Consider the following 22608-nt stretch of genomic DNA (forward strand, 5'->3'; position numbering starts at 1 on the left):
ACGGGCGGATGCGGTGCTCCTGGAGCTTCGCCTCGATGAGGGCGAGCGTCAGCTTGGAGCCGATCAGCGGGATGTCCGGCTTCTCGCGCAGGAGGTACGGAACGCCGCCGATGTGGTCCTCGTGGCCGTGCGTGAGCACGATGCCGTCGATGTCGTCGAGGCGGTCCCTGATGGACGTGAAGTCCGGCAGGATCAGGTCGATGCCGGGCTGCTCCTCCTCGGGGAAGAGGACGCCGCAGTCGACGATGAGCAGGCGGCCGTCGTACTCGAAGACCGTCATGTTGCGGCCGATCTCACCGAGGCCGCCGAGCGGGGTGACGCGCAGGCCACCCTTCGGGAGCTTCGGCGGGGCGCCGAGTTCAGGATGCGGATGACTCAAAAGACTCTCCTCACCACGCGCGCCACGTACCTGTAAGGCACGTGGCGCGCGTGACGTTCGTGCAGTAGCAGTTGTCTTGTGTGGGTGCAGGAGCTGTGTCCCGCGGTCGTGCGTATTCAGTTGTGAAGTCTGTGTTTAGAGCTGCACACCGCCGGCGGCGAGATCGATCTTGAGCTGGGCGGTCTCGTCGGGCGTGAGCTCCACGAGGGGCAGGCGCAGCGGACCGGCGGGCTGGCCCTGGAGGGCGAGTGCCGCCTTGGTCGTGATGACGCCCTGCGTGCGGAACATGCCGGTGAAGACCGGGAGCAGCTTCTGGTGGATCTCGGTGGCCTTCTGTACGTCGCCGCTGACGAACGCGTCGAGCATGGCGCGCAGGTCGGGGGTGACGACGTGGCCGACGACGGAGACGAAGCCGACCGCGCCCACGGAGAGCAGCGGCAGATTGAGCATGTCGTCGCCGGAGTACCAGGCGAGGCCGGAGCGGGCGATGGCCCAGCTGGCGCGGCCGAGGTCGCCCTTGGCGTCCTTGTTGGCGACGATGCGCGGGTGCTCGGCGAGGCGGACGATCGTCTCGGTGTTGATGGGTACGCCGCTGCGGCCCGGGATGTCGTACAGCATCACCGGCAGTTCGGTGGCGTCGGCGATCGCGGTGAAGTGCCGCAGGAGGCCTTCCTGCGGGGGCTTGTTGTAGTACGGCGTCACTGTGAGCAGGCCGTGCGCTCCGGCCTTTTCGGCGGCGCGGGCGAGCTCGATGCTGTGGTGGGTGTCGTTCGTACCGACGCCGGCGATGACGTGGGCGCGGTCGCCGACCGCCTGTCGCACGGCTCGTACGAGATCCGTTTTCTCCGCGTCGCTGGTGGTCGGGGACTCGCCGGTGGTGCCGTTGACGACGAGTCCGTCGTTGCCTGCATCCACCAGATGGGCGGCGAGTCGCTGCGCGCCGTCGAGGTCAAGTGCGCCGTCCGCCGTGAACGGCGTGACCATTGCGGTGAGGACCCGCCCGAAGGGGGTCTGCGGAGTGGAGGTCGGAGCCATGGGTAATACGCTACTCGCTGCTCAGCGCGCGGTCCCCCCTCGGGGGATGCCAGGAGGTGTGGCGGGGATGGATCCCGGCACTGCCTGCTCGGGGGTTCAGGCAGTGCCGGGTCCGTTTGATCAGGCTAGATGAACTTTCCGAAATGCCGCAATACGGACACTTCACACGGCTGAACCGTACATCTGTGCCGCATTCATGCTTCTCCGGCTACGGAGCGACGCGGCCGTTCCCGTTGAACGCGGCGTAGGTGAGCGGCATGAGCTTGGCCCACTCCGCCTCCATCTTCTCGCCGACCATCTCGATCTCCCGCTGCGGGAAGGACGGGACCTTGGCCAGCTCGTGCTGGGTGCGCAGGCCGAGGAAGTGCATCAGGGAGCGCGCGTTGCACGTCGCGTACATCGAGGAGAAGAGGCCTACCGGGAGGACCGAACGGGCCACCTCGCGGGCGACGCCCGCGGCGAGCATCTCCTGGTACGCCTCGTACGCGTGGCGGTACGAGTCCTCCATCACGCGCCCGGTGAGCTCCTGCTGGCCCTGCGTGCCCTCGACGAACTGGTACTTGCCGGGGCGGCCCTGCTGCACCAGCTTGCGGGATGCCTCCGGAACGTAGAAGACCGGCTGGAGCTCCCTGTAACGGCCCGACTCCTCGTTGTACGACCAGCCCGCGCGGTGACGCATGAACTCCCGGAACACGAAGATCGGGGCGTTGATGAAGAACGTCATCGAGTTGTGCTCGAAGGGGCTGCCGTGGCGGTCCCGCATCAGGAAGTTGATCAGGCCCTTGGAGCGCTCCGGGTCCTTGGTCAGCTCGTCGAGGGACTGCTCTCCCGCGGTGGAGACGCGGGCGGCGAACAGCACGTCGGTGTCGCTCGCGGTGTGCTTGACCAGCTCGACCGTCACGTCGCCGCGGAAGGTCGGCTTGAGGTCGTCAGCAGGGGTTTCGGTCACGGTTCGAGGGGTCCTTCCATCACTTCGCTCGGGCGGCGCCCACTCTACGGGCCGCCACTGACAACGGGGCATTCGGTCGTGCCTCGCGACATTCCGATCCGAACATCGCCGAACTTCAGTGAATTCGGCGAAACAGGGCACCTTTTGGTGCATCCGTGCGTCTGTATGGGTAACGGGGCGGTTCGTTCGCCGCTCTCCGCGCTCTCAGCGCTTCGATGACCTGAACGTTCGATCTTGACGAGGAGAAGCAGCACCCATGTTTGGTCGGCGCGAGCCAGTTCCGTTCGCCTTCATCGCCGAAGCCGACAAGTTCCGCAGTAACGTCACTCCACCCCCGCGCGAACGCGCGTCGGCCGGCCAGATCGCAGGTCGCTCGCTCGTCGGTCTCACCGTCGTCGCCGGGCTCGTGGGCGCCCTGCTCCTGGGGATGCCCGCCCTGTCGTCCGGTCAGGCACCGGCGCACACGCAGCACTCCGAAGCGTCCGACGGCCGCTGACGCCTCTGCTCCGTCCGGCCCCCCAAGGGTGGAAGGCAGGCGGACCCCTGGGTAGCCTCACCGGGCACAGCCCGAATACAGCGTGGATTGAGTGAGGACCAGTCGTGCCCCTGCCCTTCCTGACGGCCGACCGCGCTTTTGACGAGGTGGCCGACGATGTCGCGCTGCCTTTCGACGATCGCGACCAATGGCGGCGTCCCTACCGGCCGGGGCCGTGGCGCGTGGGATGCGCCGCGCTGCTCCTGCTGCTCGCCTCGTACGTCATGTTCGCCGCGGTGATCATCGCCTTCACTGGTGGTCTCGGCGGCGGCGCGGGGTGCGGCGTCATCGCCCTGCTCATCATCGGGGCGGCCCTGCGCCTGCTGCGGATGGGTACGTGGGTGAGCGCGCACGGCCTGCGCCGTGTGGCCTTCTTCCAGACCCAGACGGTCCCGTGGGCCCAGGTCGTGACGGTGCGCACCGTCCAGCAGCCGGTCCGCTGGCTCGGACTCCCCCGCACGGTGCAGGGACAGGCCCTGCTCCTCGTACGGCGGGACAAGGCCGATGAGAGGTCCGCCCTGGTCACCAGTCACGGTGCGGACTTCCTCGCGCGGACCGAGGCCTTCGACCGGGCGTCGGACGCCATCGAGGTGTGGGCCGAGGAGTACCGGCCGCACCAGGCCTGAACCAGGCATACGTGAAGGGCCGCGCCGGATCACCGGCGCGGCCCTTCACATGTACTCGGGACGCACACGTCCTCAGACGCTGACCGTCCTGCCCTCCTGGAGGGCGATGGCGCGCTGCATCGCCTTGCGGGCGCGCGGGGTGTCCCGGGCGTCGCGGTAGGCCACGGCGAGGCGGAACCAGCAGCGCCAGTCCCCCGGTGTGTCCTCGGCCTCCGCCTTGCGCCGGGCGAAGACCTCGTCGGCGGAGTCGCGGTCGATGCGGCCGTACTGGTCACGGCGCAGCTCGTCCACGGGCAGGCCGCCCTCGGCCTCCAGGAGCTCGGCGAGACGGTTCGCCTTGCGGACGAACTGGGTGTTGGCCCAGAGGAACCAGAGGCCGATCACCGGCAGGATCAGCACGGCCACGCCGAACGTGACGGTGAGCAGGGTGCCCTGCTCGATGAGGAGCAGGCCGCGGCTGCCGACCAGGACGAAGTAGAAGACCAGGACGAGGGCGGTGACGAGGTAGGTGAGCTTTGCGCGCATGAGGTCCGTCAGACGTTCAGGTCGAGGAAGTGTTCCAGGCCGAAGGTGAGGCCGGGAGTGGTCACGACGCGGCGGGCGCCGAGCAGGATGCCCGGCATGAAGCTGCTGTGGTGCAGCGAGTCGTGGCGGATGGTCAGTGTCTCGCCCTCGCCGCCCAGAAGGACCTCCTGGTGGGCGAGGAGGCCGCGCATGCGCACGGAGTGGACCGGGATCCCGTCGACGTCCGCGCCGCGGGCGCCGTCGAGAGCGGTGGCCGTGGCATCCGGCTGCGGGGCGCTGCCGGCCTTCTCACGGGCCGCCGCGATGAGCTGCGCCGTACGGGCGGCCGTGCCGCTGGGCGCGTCCACCTTCTTCGGGTGGTGCAGCTCGATGACCTCGACGGACTCGAAGTACGGCGCCGCCGCCTCGGCGAACTTCATAGTGAGGACGGCCCCGATGGAGAAGTTCGGGGCGATGAGCACACCGGTCCGCGGGGAGTCCGCGAGCCAGGTGGTGAGCCTGGCGAGGCGGTCGTCGGTCCAGCCGGTGGTGCCGACGACGGCGTGGATGCCGTGGCGTACGCAGAAGTCGAGGTTGTCCATCACCGAGTCGGGCGTGGTCAGTTCGACCGCGACCTGGGCGCCGGACTCGGCGAGGGTCTCCAGCTTGTCGCCCCGGCCGAGGGCCGCGACCAGTTCCATGTCGTCGGCGGCCTCGACGGCCCGTACGGCCTCGGAGCCGATGCGGCCCCCGGCGCCGAGGACCGCCACGCGCAGCTTGCTCATCTCTTCGTTCCTTACGCGAGTTGCGAACGGGTGGGCTATGCCACCGCTTCGTGCAGGCGCGCCGCCTGCTTGTCCTTGAGCGGGCCGATGACCGACAGCGAGGGGCGCTGCCCCAGGATGTCGCGAGCCACCGCGCGCACCTCGTCGGGGGTGACCGAGGCGATCTCCTCCAGCATGTCGCTGACGGACATCTGCTCACCCCAGCAGAGTTCGCTCTTGCCGATGCGGTTCATGAGCGCGCCGGTGTCCTCGAGCCCGAGGACCGTGGAGCCCGAGAGCTGGCCGATGGCGCGGCCGATCTCGTCGTCCGACAGACCGTGCTCCGCCACGTGGGCGAGCTCGTCGCGGCAGATCTTGAGCACGTCGTGGACCTGGCTCGGCCGGCAGCCCGCGTAGACCCCGAAGAGACCGCAGTCCGCGAAGCCCGAGGTGTACGAGTACACGCTGTAGGCGAGGCCGCGCTTCTCCCTGACCTCCTGGAAGAGGCGGGACGACATGCCGCCGCCCAGGGCGGTGTTGAGGACGCCCATGGCCCAGCGGCGTTCGTCGGTGCGGGCGAGGCCCGGCATGCCGAGGATGACGTGCGCCTGCTCGGTCTTGCGGCCGAGCAGCTCCATGCGGCCCGCTGCGCGCACGGGCTTGCGGCCGTCACGCGGGGCCATGGGGACGGCATCGGTGCGGGTGAGGGCGCCGGCCTTCTCGAAGGCGGCACGCACCTGGCGTACGACCTTGTTGTGGTCGACGTTGCCCGCGGCCGCGACGACGAGGTGCGTCGGGTCGTAGTGCTTCTTGTAGAAGCGGGCGATCTGGCCGCGGTTCAGCGCGTTGATCGTGTCGACCGTGCCGAGGACCGGGCGGCCGAGCGGGGTGTCGCCGAGCATGGTGTGCGCGAACAGGTCGTGCACACAGTCGCCCGGGTCGTCCTCCGTCATGGCGATCTCTTCGAGGATCACGCCGCGCTCGGCGTCGACGTCCGCCTCCTCGATGAGGGAGCCGGTCAGCATGTCGCAGACGACGTCGATCGCGAGGGGGAGGTCGGTGTCGAGCACGCGCGCGTAGTAGCACGTGTACTCCTTCGCCGTGAAGGCGTTCATCTCGCCGCCGACCGCGTCGATCGTCGAGGAGATGTCGAGGGCGCTCCGGCGGGAGGTGCCCTTGAAGAGGAGGTGCTCGAGGTAATGCGTCGCGCCGTTCAGCGTGGGCGTCTCGTCGCGGGAGCCGACGTTCGCCCAGATCCCGAAGGTCGCGGAGCGTACGGAGGGCAACGTCTCGGTGACGATCCGCAGACCGCCGGGGAGGGTGGTCCTGCGGACCGTACCGATGCCGTTCTCGCCCTTGATCAGGGTTTGGGTACGGGCGACGGCCCGCGCCTCCGAGGAGGTGCGGGCCGTCGCCTTGGAGCTACGGGACGTCACTTGTCGGTGTCGTCCTTCGTCTCGTCGCCCTCTTCGCCCTCGACGACGGGGATGAGGGAGAGCTTGCCGCGGGAGTCGATCTCGGCGATCTCGACCTGGACCTTGGCGCCCACGCCGAGAACGTCCTCGACGTTCTCCACGCGCTTGCCGCCGGCCAGCTTGCGGATCTGCGAGATGTGCAGCAGGCCGTCCTTGCCCGGGAGCAGGGACACGAACGCACCGAAGGTCGTCGTCTTCACGACGGTGCCCAGGTAGCGCTCGCCGACCTCCGGCATGGTCGGGTTGGCGATCGAGTTGATCGTGGCGCGCGCGGCCTCGGCCTGCGAGCCCTGCTGGGCACCGATGTAGATGGTGCCGTCGTCCTCGATCGTGATGTCGGCGCCGGTGTCCTCCTGGATCTGGTTGATCATCTTGCCCTTCGGGCCGATGACCTCACCGATCTTGTCCACGGGGATCTTGACCGTGATGATCCGCGGGGCGTTCGGGGACATCTCGTCCGGGACGTCGATGGCCTCGTTCATGACGTCCAGGATGTGCAGACGCGCGTCACGGGCCTGCTTCAGCGCGGCGGCCAGGACCGAGGCGGGGATGCCGTCGAGCTTGGTGTCGAGCTGGAGCGCGGTCACGAACTGCTTCGTACCGGCGACCTTGAAGTCCATGTCACCGAACGCGTCCTCCGCACCGAGGATGTCGGTGAGGGCGACGTAGTGCGTCTGGCCGTCGATCTCCTGGGAGATCAGACCCATGGCAATACCGGCGACGGCGGCCTTCAGGGGCACACCGGCGTTCAGCAGCGACATGGTGGAGGCGCAGACCGAGCCCATGGACGTCGAGCCGTTGGAGCCCAGCGCCTCGGAGACCTGACGGATCGCGTAGGGGAACTCCTCGCGTGTCGGCAGAACCGGCACGATGGCGCGCTCGGCGAGCGCGCCGTGGCCGATCTCGCGGCGCTTGGGCGAGCCCACGCGGCCGGTCTCACCGACGGAGTACGGCGGGAAGTTGTAGTTGTGCATGTAGCGCTTGCGGGTCACCGGGGAAAGAGTGTCCAGCTGCTGCTCCATGCGGAGCATGTTGAGGGTGGTGACGCCCAGGATCTGGGTCTCGCCACGCTCGAAGAGCGCCGAGCCGTGCACGCGCGGGATGGCCTCGACCTCGGCGGCGAGCGTACGGATGTCCGTGACGCCGCGGCCGTCGATGCGGACCTTGTCCTTGATGACGCGCTCGCGGACGAGCTTCTTCGTCAGGGCGCGGTACGCGGCGGAGATCTCCTTCTCGCGGCCTTCGAAGGCCGGCAGGAGCTTCTCGGCGGCGATCTCCTTGACGCGGTCCAGCTCGGCCTCGCGCTCCTGCTTGCCGGCGATGGTGAGCGCCTGCGAAAGCTCGGAGCTGACGGCGGCCGTGAGGGCCTCCAGGACGTCGTCCTGGTAGTCGAGGAAGATCGGGAACTCGGCGGTCGGCTTGGCAGCCTTCGCGGCGAGGTCCGACTGGGCCTTGCAGAGGACCTTGATGAAGGGCTTCGCGGCCTCGAGACCGGCGGCGACGACCTCCTCGGTGGGAGCCTCGGCGCCGTCCTTGACGAGCTGGATGGTCTTGTCGGTGGCCTCGGCCTCGACCATCATGATCGCGACGTCGCCGTCCTCGAGGACGCGACCGGCGACGACCATGTCGAAGACGGCGCTCTCGAGCTCGGTGTGCGTCGGGAAGGCGACCCACTGGCCGTTGATCAGCGCGACGCGGACGCCGCCGACCGGGCCGGAGAAGGGCAGACCGGCCAGCTGGGTGGACGCGGAGGCGGCGTTGATCGCCACGACGTCGTACAGGTGGTCGGGGTTGAGCGCCATGATCGTGGCGACGACCTGGATCTCGTTGCGCAGGCCCTTCTTGAAGGACGGGCGCAGCGGGCGGTCGATCAGCCGGCAGGTGAGGATCGCGTCCTCGGAGGGACGGCCCTCACGGCGGAAGAAGGAGCCGGGGATCTTTCCGGCGGCGTACTGCCGCTCCTCGACGTCCACCGTCAGGGGGAAGAAGTCGAGCTGGTCCTTGGGCTTCTTCGAAGCGGAGGTGGCCGACAGCACCATGGTGTCGTCGTCCAGGTAGGCCACGGCGGAGCCGGCGGCCTGACGGGCCAGACGGCCCGTCTCGAAGCGGATGGTGCGGGTGCCGAAAGTGCCGTTGTCAATGACGGCCTCGGCGTAGTGGGTCTCGTTCTCCACTAGCGTTTTCTCCGTTACTTTTCGTCTTTTGTCCTGTTCCGCCCGTGTGGCGGAGGGACGGGGCCGGAGAAGCGCGCCTTGTGTGCGGGCCGGTCTTCGATCGAAGCACCCGGGGTGGACGGGATCCGTCTCCCGGGGGCCACTACCGAGGACCGGCGGCGGCGAGGGTGCGCTTCTCCTCGTGCGGTGATGCGTCGCGGTGATGCGGTGCAACTGGGTGCGGTGCATCGAAGCGGTGCATACATGTGGTGATGCGTGCGTGCGGTGGTGCTTTTGTCGTGCGTCCAGACTACAAAGCGTCTGTGACACTTCGCACGTACAGCAAAGGGAGCGGCCCCCTGTCGGTGGGAACCGCTCCCTTCACGGCGTCTTAGCGGGCGCCGGCCGCACCGCGGCGGATGCCGAGGCGCTCGACCAGCGTACGGAAGCGCTGGATGTCCTTCTTGGCCAGGTACTGCAGAAGGCGGCGACGCTGGCCGACCAGGATCAGCAGACCACGACGGGAGTGGTGGTCGTGCTTGTGCGTCTTGAGGTGCTCGGTCAGGTCCGAGATCCGGCGGGACAGCATGGCGACCTGGACCTCGGGGGAGCCGGTGTCGCCCTCCTTCTGGCCGAACTCGGTGATGATCTGCTTCTTCGTAGCGGCGTCGAGCGACACGCGTACTCCTCGTAGTCTTTTCGTGGCCACCGAGTGCCCCTGGTCCACATCTCAGGGGAGCTTCCGTTACTCGGGAGGCGAGGTCCGCTGGGCGCAGTCTTCAGATTCCGGAGAATCCGAGGGCGCGTACACAAACGGCCGTCACACAGCGTACCAGCCGCTCCGTGTGCACCCGACCGTCCGGTCAGCCGGTCATCGCGCGGGCCTGTGCGTACACGTCGAAGACGGCGAGCGTCAGCGGGACCAGCGTGAGCAGGACGAACGTCTCCGCGATCTCCATGAAACGTCCCCAGAAGGGACTGACCCCGCGGCGGGGCGTGATCAGTCCGATCGACGTGATCAGCGCCGTGGCCGCCGCGATCACCGCGACGAGCCAGACCGTGCGGATGTCGAGGGGGGTGCTGTCGCCCTTCCTGAAGAAGTCGTCCAGGTAGTCCAGCGGCGGGTGGAGGGAGAGGCCGAGGCCCAGCAGGACGAGGGAGGCGAGGCCCGCGGCGAGGAGGGAGGCGACCTGCGCGGTGTAGCGGAAGAGCTGGGCGCGCATCAGCATCGCGACGCCGGTGGCGAAGGCGAGGAGCTGGCCCCACACGTCGTGCGAGAAGCCGAGGACGGCCGCGGCGCCGACGGACACCAGGGCGCAGCCGCCGACCAGACCGACGAGCAGCTCGTGACCGCGGCGGGCCTGGGCCGCGATGCGGTCGGCCTCGACGGGCTCCTGGTTGGCGGGGTCGTTGCCGTACTCGCCGCGGGCCATGCTCGGGGGCTCGAAGCCGATGGGGAGACGGGCGAAGCGCATGGAGAGGCCCGGCAGGAAGGCGAGGGCCCCTACGGAGAGCGGCGCGCACAGGCCCGCGGTCTCCACGGCCGTCAGGTCCGTGAGGATGGCGATGAACGTCGTGAGCACCCCGACGGCCGACGCGAAGACGAAGGCCACGAAGGGACCGTCGCCGCCCGGCGAGACCAGGGTGAGGACCACGGAGGCGAGCAGTACGGCCGTGCAGGCCAGCAGGAACTGGAGCCGTCCGATCCCCTGGTGGTCGGCGAGGGGCAGCAGACCGGAGCCCGCCACCGCCACGTTCGGCAGGGCGCCGAGTCCCAGGGCGACGGCCGAGCCGCGGTCGTCGTAGACCCTGGCGCGCACGCAGGCGAGGACGACGAGGAGGAGGCCGGCCACCGCGGCGAGGACGCCCTGGAGGCTGTTCATGTCGTGGTGCGGCTCGGCCGTCCACGTGACGAAGGCCAGGAGGGCGGGCAGGACGCCGCCGCCGATGAGTCCGGCGCCGCGGGTCAGGTCGCCGTTCCACAGGGTGCGGTCGCGGGTGACGGCCGAGGCGACCGCTTCGGAGACGTCGTCGAAGACGGCCGGCGGCAGCGACTCGGAGAACGGGCGCAGGGTGAGCAGCTCGCCGTCGAGGATGCGCTGCGCGGCGAAGGACCGGGCGCTGTCGAGGACGGTGCCGTCGCGGCGTACGAGGTGGTAGCCGACCGGCGCGCCCTCGGCGGGGCTCTGCTGGGAGAGCCGCAGGATCTCCGGGTTGAGGTCGGCGACCGGGACGTCGTCGGGCAGTGCGACATCGATCCGGCTGTCGGGCGCGACGATGGTGACGCGGCAGAAGCCGAGGCCCGTGCCGGCCCCCGAAGGGGCTCCGGTGCCCGCTCCGCCGGTCGCGCCGGCCGTCGCGGAAGCGGAAGCCGTCATGCTCACCTGCTGTTCCCCCTCGGTTGGTGTGTCCGGTGATGCAGTCGGATGTGGAGGTGTTGTGTACGTCGCTCGCGCACACCCCAGCCGCCTGTCAACGAGGCTTCCAGGACCGGCATTCGCGGCCGCGCTCGCTCCCGACCGCGTGAAATGCCCTGTTTCCCCGGGCGGATCCGCGGTGCTCGACTGCACCTCCGGCACCCTACCGCCCACCGTTGTCAGTGACCGTCAGTAGGATCGCAAATCACGATCGACGTCCGCCTGACACGGGGCGGCGGACGGAACGCCTCGGTCTGGCAAGGGAATTGGTGCGAAGTGAGTCACATCGTCGTGAAGCGCCCGCCTCGGGCGCTGCCGTCCGAAGTGCCCACGGAAGAGGTGGTCCTGCAGCCTCCGCCCGAGCTGCCACGCGGGCAGCAGGAAGGCGCGATGATGCAGCTCCTGCCGATGCTCGGCATGGGCGGATCCGTCGTGTTCTTCTTCAATCCCAGCGCGCAGCCGTTCATGAAGATCATGGGCATGGTGATGATCGCGTCGACCCTGGGCATGGGCATCGCGATGCTGGTGCGCTACCGGCGCGGTTCGCAGGGCCAGATGTCGGACATGCGCCGCGACTATCTGCGTTATCTGTCGCAAACCCGGCGCGATGCCACGAAGACCGCGAGGAAGCAGCGCGACGCGCAGTACTACCTGCACCCCTCCCCCGAGCAGCTCTGGGCGCTCGTCGCCGAGGGCAGCCGCGTCTGGGAACGGCGCACGGGCGACGAGGACTTCGGGCAGGTGCGCGTCGGCCTCGGCCCGCAGGGGCTCGCCACTCCGCTGGTGCCCCCGCAGACCGCGCCCGTGGACGAGCTGGAGCCGCTGACGGCGGGCGCCATGCAGCGCTTCCTCGCCGCGCACGGCACGCTCGAGGACCTGCCGATGGCGGTCTCGCTGCGGGCCTTCTACCACGTGACGGTCAGCGGTGAGCCGCAGACGGTGCGCGGCACGGCCCGCGCCGTCGTCGCCTCGCTCGCGTCGCTGCACTCCCCCGAGGACCTGGTGATCGCCGTGGCGACGGGCCGGGAGGCCGCGCCGCAGTGGGAGTGGGCCAAGTGGCTGCCGCACAGTCAGGCCGCGGGCCAGACGGACGGCGCCGGCAGCCGCCGTCTGATCACCACCGACCCGATGGAGCTGGAGGCGATGCTGACCACGCGCCTCCAGGGCCGTCCGCGCTTCCACCCCGGCGGGGCGCCCGTTCCCGAGCAGCCGCACCTCGTCGTCGTGCTCGACGGCGTGTCCCTGCCGCCGGTGTCGATGCTGGCCAGCCCCGAGGGCCTGCAGGGTGTCTCCGTCGTCGAGGTCGTGCCCGGCGAGCTGACGACGGGTCGCGGCGACCTCTCGATCGTCGTGCAGCCGCGCTCGCTGACGCTGGAGTCGGCGCACGGCGTGGTCTACGAGGGCACGCCCGACCTGCTCTCCTACGAGGCCGCGGACGCGCTGGCGCGGCAGTTGGCTCCGCTGCGCATGGCCTCGGGCGGTGACGACGACGAACCACTGCTGGCGAACCTCGACTTCACGGATCTGCTGAGCCTCGGCGACGCCGCGTCCGTGGACACCAAGCGCACCTGGCGCCCGCGCTCGCAGGCGGAGCGGCTGCGCGTGCCGATCGGCGTCGGCGAGGACGGCCGGCCCGTCATGCTCGACCTCAAGGAAGCGGCCCAGGAGGGCATGGGCCCGCACGGCCTGTGTGTCGGTGCGACGGGTTCCGGAAAGTCGGAGCTCCTGCGCACCCTCGTCCTCGGCCTCGCGGTCACGCACTCCTCCGAGACGCTGAACTTCGTACTCGCCGACTTCAAGGGCGGTGCGACGTTCGCGGGCATGGCCCAGATGCCGCACGTCGCGGCCGTCATCACGAACCTCGCGGACGACCTGACGCTCGTCGACCGCATGGGCGACTCCATCCGCGGTGAGCTCAACCGCCGCCAGGAGATGCTCCGCGACGCGGGCAACTACGCGAACATCCACGACTACGAGAAGGCGCGCGCGGCCGGCGCCCCGCTCCAGCCGATCCCGTCGCTGGTCCTGGTGATCGACGAGTTCAGCGAGCTGTTGACGGCCAAGCCCGACTTCATCGAGATGTTCGTGCAGATCGGCCGCATCGGCCGTTCGTTGGGCGTGCATCTGCTCCTCGCCTCGCAGCGCCTCGAAGAGGGCCGCCTGCGCGGCCTGGAGACCTACCTCTCGTACCGGATCGGTCTGCGGACGTTCTCCGCCGCCGAGTCCCGCGCGGCGCTCGGCGTGCCCGACGCGTACGAGCTGCCGAACGTGCCCGGTTCCGGCTTCCTGAAGTACGGCACGGACGAGATGGTCCGCTTCAAGGCGGCGTACGTGTCCGGGACCTACCGCTCCGGTTCCGCGCGGACGGCGGTGGCGGGCGGGCCGCTTCCGATGGACCGGCGGCCGGTGCTGTTCACGGCGGCCGAGGTGCCGGTGCAGTACGTGGCCGTGCCCCAGCAGCGCCCCGAGGCCACACCCACGACCGACGACGCGCTCTCGGACACCGTGCTCGACGTGATCGTGCGCCGTCTCGAGGCCCAGGGCCCGGCGGCACACCAGGTGTGGCTGCCGCCCCTGGACAGCCCGCCGTCGCTCGACAGTCTCCTCCCTGGCCTCGCCGCCGTGCAGGGCCGCGGTCTCACACAGCCCGGCTACGAGGGCGCGGGACGGCTCATCGTCCCGGCGGGCCTCGTCGACAAGCCGTACGAGCAGCGGCGCGACCCCCTGTGGTGCGACTTCTCGGGTGCGGCAGGCCATATGCAGATCCTGGGCGGCCCGCAGTCCGGCAAGTCGACGCTGCTGCGGTCGCTCATCGCCTCGTTCGCGCTGACGCACACCCCATACGAAGTGCAGTTCTACGGGCTCGACTTCGGTGGCGGCGGTCTGTCGGCCGTCGCCGGGCTGCCGCACGTCGGCGGGGTGGCCTCGCGCCTCGACCCCGAGAAGGTGCGACGCACGGTCGCCGAGGTGTACGGCGTGATGATGCGCCGCGAGGAGTACTTCCGCTCCTCCGGCATCGCCTCGATCGGCGACTTCCGCGCCCGCAGGGCGCGCGGCGACATCTCGGTCACCGACCAGCCGTGGGGTGACGTCTTCCTCGTCATCGACGGCTGGGGCAACTTCCGTACGGACTACGAGGGTCTGGAGCCGGCGGTGCTCGACATCGCGGCCCGCGGCCTGGGCTACGGCATCCACCTGGTGCTCACGGCCTCGCGGTCCATGGAGGTCAGGGCGAACATGAAGGACCACCTCATGAACCGCCTCGAGCTGCGGCTCGGCGACACGATGGACTCCGAGTTCGACCGCAAGGTCGCGGCGAACGTGCCGACGGGCGTGCCCGGCCGCGGCCAGTCGCCGCAGAAGCAGCACTTCATGGCGGCGGTCCCGCGGATCGACGGCCTCTCGTCGGACACGGACCTCGCCGAGGCCACGGCGGCGCTGACCGCCGAGGTGACCCGGCACTGGACGGCGCCCGGCGCTCCCGAAGTGCGGCTGCTTCCACGCGAGTTCGCGGCGGACCGGCTGCCCCCGGGCAACCTGTTCCCGGACCGCGGTGTGTCCTTCGCGCTCGACGAGGACAACCTGGAGCCGGTGTTCCTCGACTTCGAACAGGACCCGTTCTTCCTCATCTTCGGAGAGAGCGAGTCCGGCAAGTCGAACCTGCTGCGCCTGCTCATCAAGCGCCTCACCGAGCGCTACGACGGCGACTCGTGCAAGCTCTTCGTGGTCGACAACCGCCGCGCCCTGCTGGACGTGACACCGCCGTCGCACCTGGCGGAGTACATCCCCATGTCGAACTCCATGGGGCACCACATGGACGCGCTCGCCGACCTGATGCAGCGGCGCACGCCGACGGCGGAGGTGACGGCGCAGCAGCTGCGGGACCGCAGCTGGTGGCGCGGTCCGAACGTCTTCGTGATCATCGACGACTACGACCTGGTGTCCACGTCGAGCGGAAACCCGCTCTCGGGCCTGACCGAGCTGCTCCCGTTCGCGCGGGACGTCGGCGTCCGCTTCATCATCGCCCGCTCCTCGGCGGGCGGCGGCCGGGCCGCGTACGAGCCGTTCATCCAGCGCATGAAGGAACTCGGCGCCCAGGGCCTCGTCCTGGCCGGCGACCCGGGCGAGGGCGACCTCCTCGGCGGCGTGCGGCCACGGCCGATGCCGGCGGGCCGCGGCGTCTTCGTCTCGCGCAAGCGGGGGAAGCCGTTGGTCCAGACGGGCCTGATGCCTTCCGACCAGTGACGTATAGAGATCGTCATGATTCGGCAAGCTCGCTTGAACTGGCCGAATCACTCTGGTGAGTTGGATGTGCTGTGGACTGCCCGTCGCCCTCTAGGAGGGCGACGGGCAGTACGGGAGCACATCAATCACACGGGGGAAGGCGTCATTCGGTGGCCTGGGACGAGTGGGAGCAGCTCAAGGCGGAAGCCCTGCACAAGGGGAACGCCAAGATGCAGTTGAACCAGCTTGCCGATCCGGGCGGCGGCGGTGGAGGGAATCCTCAGGGCGACCTGACGGTCAACTTTCCTGATCTGGCCGCAATCGGAGATGCGGCGTTCCGGCTGCGCACCCGCATGGACCGGGAGAGCGACCATGCCCGGATCTCCTCGATGAAGGCCGCTGGGGGTCTCAAGTCGGAGTTCGCCGTCGGCAAGGCCCTGGACCATGTGGCTGAGCGCTGGGTGGACCAGGTGCAGTCTCTCCTCGACGCCTGCGCCCACATCTCGAACCACCTCGACTACACCAAGGGCGCGCACAAGGGCGACGAGGAGCACATCTACGGCGTCATCAGCAGCATCTCCACCCTGGACAAGGGCTTTGACGAGAAGCGAGGCAACTGATGGACCTCGATGCGCTCCGTTACGGCAACTTTTCCGCCCTGGGTGAGGCCGTCGGCGACTGGGAGGAAATGGTCGCCAACCTCAAGTCCCTCCAGGACGACGCCGAGCGTGATCTGAAGGCCAAGGCCGACAAGGCGAACTGGCACGGCGCCAACGCCACGGTCTCGCGTGAGTTCGTGGACAAGACCGCAGGAGAGTTCGCCGATGCGCACACGCAGGCCAACTCCATAGCCAAGATCCTCGGCGACACCCGTAGCGAACTGATCGACTACCGGCAGCAGCTGAACGACGCGATAGACCGCGGGATGAGGAAGAACCTCACGGTGGTGGACTCCGGGAACGGCGGATTCACCGTCACCATGAACATCCATCCTGACCGCGCCGCGAAAGGCACGTCGGTTCCTGATCACACGGTGCAGGATGAAACGGACCTCCGCGACGAGGTGCAGCGGATCATGACTGGCGCCACGGAGAGCGACAACACTGCCGCCAAGGCGCTCAATCTCATCGTGGACCAGGCCACGTACGGCTTCTCCGGGGCTGACTACAGCGACCGGGACGGGGCCGCCAAGGCCATCAAGGAAGCCGATGACCTGGCCAACCTGATGAAGAACAAGGGGGACGACATGTCCCCCGAGGAGTTCGACCGGCTCAACGCCTCCATGGCCAGGTACAAGAACGACCCGCTGTTCCAGGAAGAGTTCGCCAAGACCCTCGGCCCCAAGGGCACCCTCGACTTCTGGGCGGACCTCTCCGACCCCTCGGACGGCGGTGATCTGCAGCGGGCCCGTCACGACCAGCTCGGCGACTTCCAGAAGAATCTCGGCATGACGCTCGCCGGCGCGACGCAGTCCGACTCGGCCGACATGCAGTCCTGGAAGGACCGCATGGTCGACCTCGGGGGCCAGACGGTCCACACGAGGGGCAGCAACGTCTACGGGTTCCAGCTGATGAGCAACATCATGCGGACCGGTAACTACGACGACGACTTCATGAACAAGTACGGCAACGCGCTGGTCGCGACCGAGAAGAAGATGAAGCTCCCCGACCACTACTGGCAGGGAGCCGGCGGGCCGCCGATGCCGAAGATGAACTTCATCGGTGAGGACTTCGGCCGTGATCCGATGACGGGCTTCATGACCGGCCTGTCCAACAGTCCGGACGCCGCGACCGCGTTCTTCAACGAGACGCATCCGCAGGACAACGCGGAATGGGTGCTGAAGGAGCGGCACCCGTTCGACGACACCCCGCTCGACGACGGGGACGGGAATCAGTCACGTGACGCGACCGGCAAGGCTCTTCTCGCAGCCACGAGCGGCATGAATCCGAACGATCCCAACGCCACGTATGTGGAGCACACTCCGGAGAACCGCCAGGCCCTGGACCGGTCACTCAAGTACCTGTCCGAGACCGGCGACGACTTCCCCCGCGAGATGCGCGACGACATGGCGAAGGTCCTGGTGAACTACGGGGACGAAACGCACAACACGATGAGTTCCCAGGCCGACCATCCCGACGACCCCAGGCAACTCGACCGGCACCAGCTCCTCGAAGTGACCAAGCAGATCTCCCGTGACCAGGACTCCTACGGGCTGCTGAACGACGGGCTGAACCGCGAGATCGTCCACGACATCAACACGGATCACCCGAGTGATCCCAAGGAGACTCTGCAGCGCGCAGGTGCGACCGTCGGCTTCCTGGAGGAGGCGCGCTATCAGGCGCTGGACACCGACAAGGAAGACCCGTCCTGGAAGGCGAAGTGGGCCTACCACGGCATCGGCGGCGCGGTGAACTTCATTCCGGTGGTCGGCGACGCCGCACAGCGCGGCGTCGACGCACTGACCTACCAGTGGCAGCAGGACGAGCAGGGCCGCATCGACGACGAGAACCACCAGCAGAACGGCAAGACGTTCACAGGCCGTGAAGGCCAGCTGGAATCCCTGGCGAAGATCTGGGCCACGGCCAACCCCGGCCAGACCGAGAACAATTCCTACACGTTGACCAACGAGATCAACGCGGCTGCCTTTGACGGCAACGCGCGGGCTCGGGGACTGGCGGGCGATCAGTGAGGCGGAGCGCACTGTCGAAGCCGTTGGGTGTCGCAGCACTCCTGGCGATGTTCACGGCAGCGGCATGCACCGGTTCGCCGGGAAGGGACTATGCGGTGCCGCAGGCCGCATGCGGCGTCCAGGTGGGATCCAAGCTGCTGTCCCCGCTCCTCCCCGACGGCAAGAAGTTGACTCAACGCGATTACAACTTCGGTCCCACACAACCCCGTTGCGAGTTGAAGGTCGACGGGAATCTCGTCATCCATGTCTCCGGCGACGTGGTTCCGGCAGGCACCGATGTCATCGCGGTGAATGAGCGCGGCATGCGGGGACTGGGCCATCCGGCCGCTGCGAACATTGGTCAGGATGCCCGCATCGCAGACCGCGGAGCCCTCGCGGTGGACAGGTGCGTGTACGGCGGGAAGCAGCAGAAGTTCGTCGCTGACATAGAGCTGAAGAAACAGGCAATCCAGGATGTGCCCGAGCGGCGCGACGCGTTGCGCCGCCTTCTGAAGGCGTATCTTCCCGCGGCGATGAAGGGCGTGGGCTGCAGTTGAGCTCTCCGGTGCAGCAGGAGCGCGGAGCGCCGGGCTGCACCGGAGAGCCTTGCCGAAATGGGCGGCACAAGTCGCGTTACGCCCCGCGCACGCTCGACTGCCCCAAGTAGGCTGACCACACTGCATGTACGTACATCGGGAAGGGGCCCCGGATCATGGCCGAGGCAGCACAGGGCGCCACGCAGGGCGTGGGAAGCAATACCGCCGGGGAGTCCCCCGAAGAGATCCAGGCGCGCAAGGAGCGGGAGAAGAACGAGCTCTACGCGCTCGACATCTCCGGCGCCGAATGGCACAGCGCTCCCGGCACCGAGGACCACGAGGAGCGCGTCGAGATCGCGTACCTGCCGGCCGGCGCCGTGGCGATGCGCTCCTCGATGGACCCCGAGACCGTGCTCCGCTACACGGAGGCGGAGTGGACGGCGTTCGTGCTGGGGGCTCGGGACGGGGAGTTCGATCTGGAGGATGCGGCGGGGCCGGACGCGGGGTGAGGAAGCCTCTGGCATCACACGTGGGCGCTGCTATCGGCAGCGGATTCTCCGTCCGCCGCTGCGGCTGACCGTGTTGGCCAACTTTCGACAGCGCCTAAAAACAGAGCAAGGGGTTCGGGCTACAGGGTCCGCTTTACCGGTCCTCTGCTCGCCCGGCACGTTTGACGCCCCGCATCTCCCTACGCCCCAGCGCAGGGAGATGAAAGCCAAGTCCAGCTTCCTAGCCGGCGCTTTCGTAACCAACAACGCCTGGAACGAGACCCGATTCGTCAGCCTTGTCTGGCGCGTGAATCTCCTTGAACGCGAAGAAAACCCGTCCGTTGCTGACTCTCATGTTTAGCGACTCCGGCTCTCCGAGCGCCGCCATCTCAGAAGGCATCTCGAACAGGAGAAAGGGACGTTCCGTGCCCGTCTTCGGGTCGATACTCACGACCGCCGACGGCGCTCGGTTGTCGTCACTTGCTCTGAATGCCAGGAGCCTGTCACCGCTCATCTGGACGGGATACATGGCCCGGCGAGCCTTAGACTTGAGCTTACGAAGAGGCTTCCCCGAATGCAGGTCAAAGGCGGTAATCGAGTTCGCGGGACGGTCGCTGAAGAGGGCGTCGATGGATGCTTTTCCTCCCACGAATACTTGACGGCTCCCCACGATCACCGAGTGGCAGGATTCCACAGTCCCGAAGAGTGAGCCACCACAGTCCGTGACGTAGCGGTCAACTCCCAGCGCCATCGTCGATCTGTGCTTGCCGTGCGCGTCAAGAGCGATGAGGTCCGTCACTGTGTCCGCGCCTGCAGCGACAGCGATTACCGGTGGATTCGACGACACCAGGTAGGTTGCCCCGACACCCCGAGACACCTGGTACGTCCACTCGGGCTTTCCTGTACGTCGGTCAATCTTCTGGACGCGATATGAGGTGTCGTCATCAGGGCTTCCGCAGGTCTGTAGCGCCAGCAAGTCACGTCCGCCCGCGAAACCGCTGTCGTTGCAGGCTTCCCTCCCTGGAGTCTCCCAGAGCTTCTTGCCCTGACGCAGGTCGTACGCTGCCGAGCCCGATCCCCAGGCCGCCACGGCGACGCCCCGCGTCAGTGTCACGTTCATATTGGTCGCGTAAGCATTGTCGGAGTGCGGCAGCGTCACTTCCCACATTTTCTTGCCGGTGTTCACGTTGAATACCACGAGCAAGTTGCATGCGGACTTGGCGTTTGCCTTGCCCCCACGGCCAGACTGAGCAACGACGGCAGTTCGGCCATCGACTGTCACGTGCCGCGTCGTCGAGCAGATGGCACCACTCAACCTGGTGCTCCAGATGGGGTCCCATTGCCTGAATCGGTACCCCGTGAGTGTACTTCCCTGTGCCATGGCGAACGTCTTGGCTGTAGCCCAACTGCCGGGCAGGTAGGAGCTATCGCCCGGCTTCAGCTTCTTGTCGTTGTACTCGACTGCCATGCGGGCTTCAGGGGTGACCGGGGTCTTCCCATCAGCCTCGCTCACCTCATCGGGGGCTTGCCGGGCAGCACTGGGCGCGTTGCTCGACTTTGCGTCATTCGCCGCCGGGCTTCCACCCCACATGAACCATGAGCCAACGCCGGTCACGACGATGAGAACGCCGCAGATGGTCAGCCAACGCTTCACGCGCTGCTTTTTGCGATCCTTTGCCGCGCGCAGAGACTGCGTGAACGGAGAGGGCGCCGGCCCGAATGACATGAACTGCTTTCCCTTCAACGACGAGCGTGAACCGGTGCTTGATGTTCCGCCAGTCGGACCAATAGGACGGGGTGGGCGCCTCCCGCGCGCGCCCACCCCGCATCCGTACTTTTCCCTCTACAGGAAGAAGCTGGCGGCCTTCTTGTCGCCGCCCATGTAGTCACCGCCGGCCAGGTGCACCACGTGACCGATGCTCTGCAGGGCCTGGTGGATGTCGCGAGCTTCCTTGTCCCACTTCTGCTGCTCTTCGCCGTACTTGCTCTGGGCTTCACCCTCCCAGTAGGCGACCGTGCCGGCGACCAGCTGCTTGATCTCCTCCAGGTCGGCATCGAGCTGCTTGGCCATGTTTCCGATCTCGGTGGCCGCAGTGTCGAGAGCGCCGTACTTGACGACCATCTCGTCGTGGTTCAGAGCCATGATCTACTTCTCCATCTCCCGTGGTTTCGTTAACTGCTGACGCGCGACAACCCGGGGGTTTAGTAGCCGCTGAGCGTGGACTTCGGGGCGCCGTCGTACACGTTGATCTTGTTGACTTCCTGGCGCACCTTGTCCTCGGAGTCGTCCTTGATCTTCCGAGTACCGGTCATGGCGTCGATGAACTTCACGAGGATGTTGCCGATGTTCTTCATCGACGTGTTGATCTCGTGCTGCTTCGTGTTGAAGGCGTTCGCGCCGATGCCCTTCCAGTTGCCTTCCAGGCTGTCGATCGTCCCTTGAAGGCGGTGCACCGTGGACTTGATGTTGTCGAACTTTTCGGCGATCTTGCGCTCGAGCCGCACCATCTCATCGTCTGAGAGCCGCTGTCCGTCTGCCATGTTCGGCCTTCCTCTCCTGATTACTGCTGGAACTTTCCGGATGTTGTCTCGCGGGGAATGGATCTGCCCCGCTCGGCAAATGTCGTGACACCGCGCTCAGCTGGAGCGCTTGGCCCGCACCACCGCGAACGCCCCGCCCCCGAGCACCACCACCGCGGCAGCGGCTCCGAGGGCAATCCACAACTGGTCATTGCTGTCAGAGGACTTCGCACTAGATCCTGCCGCCGAGGTCTCGCCGCCTGAAGTGGATTTCGGGGGCTGTGACGAGGCTGGTACGGAGGTGGAGGGGGTAGCGCTGGTAGTGGAACCGGCAACTGGCGTCTTCTGGTTGGTGATCGGATCGACATCGGGAGCGCCCGGGCTTCCCTTGCCTGCGATCAAGTTCTGGGCGGGCCTGATCAGTCCGTAGCCGAGATACTTGCTCGGCTGGTTCCTGGGCCAGTCACGACCGGCAGTGTCGATCAGGACCCGGAGTACCTGGCTGGCCGTCCACTTGGGGTGCGCCGACCAGATGAGGGCGGCGGAGGCGGAGGCGATGGCGGTTGCCTGGCTCGTACCCTTACTGGGGCAGTACTGCTTGAAGGTCGGGTCGCACCAGACGGGTACGTCTACGCCGGGAGCGGCGAGGTCGATGTAATCACCGGACTCGGAGAACTTACCGACCGTTCCCGATTCGTCCGAGGCCCCGATTCCGACTACTTCCGGATACGCGGCCGGGTAGCCGATGAAGTTGTCCTTGTCGCCGTTGTTCCCGACGCCAGCAAACATCAGTTTGCCCCTCTTCGCGGCGTACTTGACGGCACTCTCCATGGCGTCATCCCCGTACTCACGCCCGATCGAGAGGTTGATGATCTGAGCGTCGCTGTCGGCAGCGGCCCTGATCGCGGCGGGGACCGAAGCGGTCTTCTTGCGCTCGGCCTTGCCCTTCAACGTGGTGAGCTGAGTCCGCACCGGAATGATCCTCGCCCCGGGAGCGAGCCCCTGAAGCCCCCCGCCGGCCCCGGAACCTGCGATGAGCTCCGCCATGGTGGTGCCGTGACCGTCATAGTCGCGCGTGGCTCCGTACGATGCGGCGGCAGGCACGTCGTCCGACAGCACCTTGCCCTTCAAGGAAGGGGTCGAAGGGTTGACGCCGGAGTCGACCACCGCGACCTTTATGCCCTTGCCCGTGCTCACCTTCCACAGCCGCTGGGCCAGCATGTCGTCCAAGTACCACTGCTTGGCGTGCACGTCGTCGGCAACGGCGCTCGGGGCCAGCCCGGTGGACATGACGGCAAGAGCGCCAAGCGCGACGCCCACCACGGACGCGCGTCT

Annotated in this window: 20 protein-coding genes (1 of these 20 only partly in view); 7 read left to right on the forward strand and 13 right to left on the reverse strand. The window is 67.7% G+C overall.

What is annotated here, in order from left to right:
* From OHO83_RS15185 to thyX, 3 genes are all read right to left on the reverse strand, one after another.
* A protein-coding gene (locus OHO83_RS15185) for a ribonuclease J (protein WP_266674815.1) crosses the window boundary here: on the reverse strand, positions 1-379 show its 5' portion. It extends 1307 nt beyond the left edge of the window; the window shows 379 of its 1686 coding nt (coding positions 1-379); the start codon lies at positions 377-379; its stop codon lies off the left edge, out of view.
* Between the two features lie 135 nt (positions 380-514).
* Entirely contained in the window at positions 515-1414 is a 900-nt protein-coding gene (gene dapA / locus OHO83_RS15190) for a 4-hydroxy-tetrahydrodipicolinate synthase (RefSeq protein WP_266559340.1), read from the reverse strand.
* Between the two features lie 208 nt (positions 1415-1622).
* Entirely contained in the window at positions 1623-2363 is a 741-nt protein-coding gene (thyX, locus tag OHO83_RS15195) for an FAD-dependent thymidylate synthase (RefSeq protein WP_266674814.1), read from the reverse strand.
* Positions 2364-2619: 256 nt separating this feature from the next.
* Here thyX and OHO83_RS15200 point away from each other — a divergent pair, with 256 nt between their 5' ends.
* Positions 2620-2859, forward strand: a complete 240-nt coding sequence (locus OHO83_RS15200; RefSeq protein ID WP_266674812.1) for a hypothetical protein — start codon at positions 2620-2622, stop codon at positions 2857-2859.
* A 104-nt stretch (positions 2860-2963) separates the two neighbouring features.
* Positions 2964-3524, forward strand: a complete 561-nt coding sequence (locus OHO83_RS15205; RefSeq protein ID WP_266674810.1) for a PH domain-containing protein — start codon at positions 2964-2966, stop codon at positions 3522-3524.
* A gap of 72 nt (positions 3525-3596) precedes the next feature.
* Here OHO83_RS15205 and OHO83_RS15210 read toward each other — a convergent pair whose 3' ends face one another.
* From OHO83_RS15210 to eccD, 6 genes are all read right to left on the reverse strand, one after another.
* The gene (locus OHO83_RS15210) at positions 3597-4049 is read right to left on the reverse strand and encodes a hypothetical protein (RefSeq protein ID WP_266674808.1); all 453 of its coding nucleotides are present in this window, start codon (positions 4047-4049) and stop codon (positions 3597-3599) included.
* Between the two features lie 8 nt (positions 4050-4057).
* Complete coding sequence (gene dapB / locus OHO83_RS15215; RefSeq protein WP_266674806.1) at positions 4058-4813, reverse strand: 4-hydroxy-tetrahydrodipicolinate reductase; 756 nt, start codon at positions 4811-4813, stop codon at positions 4058-4060.
* 35 nt (positions 4814-4848) lie between these two features.
* Positions 4849-6228, reverse strand: a complete 1380-nt coding sequence (locus OHO83_RS15220) for a M16 family metallopeptidase (RefSeq protein WP_266674804.1) — start codon at positions 6226-6228, stop codon at positions 4849-4851.
* On the reverse strand, positions 6225-8441 hold the full coding sequence (locus tag OHO83_RS15225) for a polyribonucleotide nucleotidyltransferase (protein ID WP_266674802.1): 2217 nt from the start codon (positions 8439-8441) through the stop codon (positions 6225-6227). Before OHO83_RS15225 ends, OHO83_RS15220 begins: the two co-directional genes overlap by 4 nt.
* Before the next feature lie 370 nt (positions 8442-8811).
* On the reverse strand, positions 8812-9099 hold the full coding sequence (gene rpsO, locus OHO83_RS15230) for a 30S ribosomal protein S15 (protein ID WP_116509164.1): 288 nt from the start codon (positions 9097-9099) through the stop codon (positions 8812-8814).
* Positions 9100-9283: 184 nt separating this feature from the next.
* Positions 9284-10798 (reverse strand): type VII secretion integral membrane protein EccD, encoded by a 1515-nt coding sequence (eccD, locus tag OHO83_RS15235; protein WP_266674799.1) that lies wholly within the window; start codon positions 10796-10798, stop codon positions 9284-9286.
* Positions 10799-11113: 315 nt separating this feature from the next.
* Here eccD and eccCa point away from each other — a divergent pair, with 315 nt between their 5' ends.
* The 5 genes from eccCa (at position 11114) to OHO83_RS15260 (ending at position 18774) form a co-directional block, all read left to right on the forward strand.
* Entirely contained in the window at positions 11114-15082 is a 3969-nt protein-coding gene (gene eccCa / locus OHO83_RS15240; RefSeq protein ID WP_266674797.1) for a type VII secretion protein EccCa, read from the forward strand.
* Positions 15083-15231: 149 nt separating this feature from the next.
* On the forward strand, positions 15232-15681 hold the full coding sequence (locus OHO83_RS15245) for a hypothetical protein (protein ID WP_266674796.1): 450 nt from the start codon (positions 15232-15234) through the stop codon (positions 15679-15681).
* Positions 15681-17750 carry a hypothetical protein gene (locus OHO83_RS15250; protein WP_266674794.1) on the forward strand — a complete coding sequence of 690 codons (2070 nt, stop codon included), beginning with the start codon at positions 15681-15683 and terminating at the stop codon, positions 17748-17750. Before OHO83_RS15245 ends, OHO83_RS15250 begins: the two co-directional genes overlap by 1 nt.
* 47 nt (positions 17751-17797) lie before the next feature.
* Entirely contained in the window at positions 17798-18286 is a 489-nt protein-coding gene (locus OHO83_RS15255) for a hypothetical protein (protein WP_266674792.1), read from the forward strand.
* A gap of 155 nt (positions 18287-18441) precedes the next feature.
* Positions 18442-18774, forward strand: coding sequence for a DUF397 domain-containing protein (locus OHO83_RS15260; RefSeq protein ID WP_266674790.1), 333 nt, complete (start codon positions 18442-18444; stop codon positions 18772-18774).
* Positions 18775-18994: 220 nt separating this feature from the next.
* On the opposite strand, the gene OHO83_RS15265 is transcribed toward OHO83_RS15260, so the two are convergent.
* From OHO83_RS15265 to OHO83_RS15280, 4 genes are all read right to left on the reverse strand, one after another.
* Positions 18995-20407, reverse strand: coding sequence for an outer membrane protein assembly factor BamB family protein (locus OHO83_RS15265; RefSeq protein ID WP_266674788.1), 1413 nt, complete (start codon positions 20405-20407; stop codon positions 18995-18997).
* A gap of 189 nt (positions 20408-20596) precedes the next feature.
* Positions 20597-20896: a WXG100 family type VII secretion target gene (locus OHO83_RS15270; RefSeq protein ID WP_266674786.1), complete on the reverse strand. Its 300-nt coding sequence runs from the start codon at positions 20894-20896 to the stop codon at positions 20597-20599.
* 59 nt (positions 20897-20955) lie between these two features.
* Positions 20956-21294 carry a WXG100 family type VII secretion target gene (locus OHO83_RS15275; protein ID WP_266674784.1) on the reverse strand — a complete coding sequence of 113 codons (339 nt, stop codon included), beginning with the start codon at positions 21292-21294 and terminating at the stop codon, positions 20956-20958.
* Between the two features lie 96 nt (positions 21295-21390).
* Entirely contained in the window at positions 21391-22593 is a 1203-nt protein-coding gene (locus tag OHO83_RS15280) for a S8 family serine peptidase (protein WP_266676681.1), read from the reverse strand.
* Positions 22594-22608 lie beyond the last annotated feature (15 nt).

It is taken from the genome of Streptomyces sp. NBC_00569 (assembly GCF_036345255.1).
Classification (GTDB): domain Bacteria; phylum Actinomycetota; class Actinomycetes; order Streptomycetales; family Streptomycetaceae; genus Streptomyces.

Coding starts and splice junctions, on each gene's coding strand:
- OHO83_RS15255 (WP_266674792.1), top strand. CDS start 17,798: ATGTTCACGGCAGCGGCATGCACCGGTTCGCCGGGAAGGGACTATGCG.
- dapB (WP_266674806.1), bottom strand. CDS start 4,813: ATGAGCAAGCTGCGCGTGGCGGTCCTCGGCGCCGGGGGCCGCATCGGC.
- OHO83_RS15260 (WP_266674790.1), top strand. CDS start 18,442: ATGGCCGAGGCAGCACAGGGCGCCACGCAGGGCGTGGGAAGCAATACC.
- OHO83_RS15270 (WP_266674786.1), bottom strand. CDS start 20,896: ATGGCTCTGAACCACGACGAGATGGTCGTCAAGTACGGCGCTCTCGAC.
- OHO83_RS15200 (WP_266674812.1), top strand. CDS start 2,620: ATGTTTGGTCGGCGCGAGCCAGTTCCGTTCGCCTTCATCGCCGAAGCC.
- OHO83_RS15210 (WP_266674808.1), bottom strand. CDS start 4,049: ATGCGCGCAAAGCTCACCTACCTCGTCACCGCCCTCGTCCTGGTCTTC.
- OHO83_RS15275 (WP_266674784.1), bottom strand. CDS start 21,294: ATGGCAGACGGACAGCGGCTCTCAGACGATGAGATGGTGCGGCTCGAG.
- dapA (WP_266559340.1), bottom strand. CDS start 1,414: ATGGCTCCGACCTCCACTCCGCAGACCCCCTTCGGGCGGGTCCTCACC.
- eccD (WP_266674799.1), bottom strand. CDS start 10,798: ATGACGGCTTCCGCTTCCGCGACGGCCGGCGCGACCGGCGGAGCGGGC.
- OHO83_RS15250 (WP_266674794.1), top strand. CDS start 15,681: ATGGACCTCGATGCGCTCCGTTACGGCAACTTTTCCGCCCTGGGTGAG.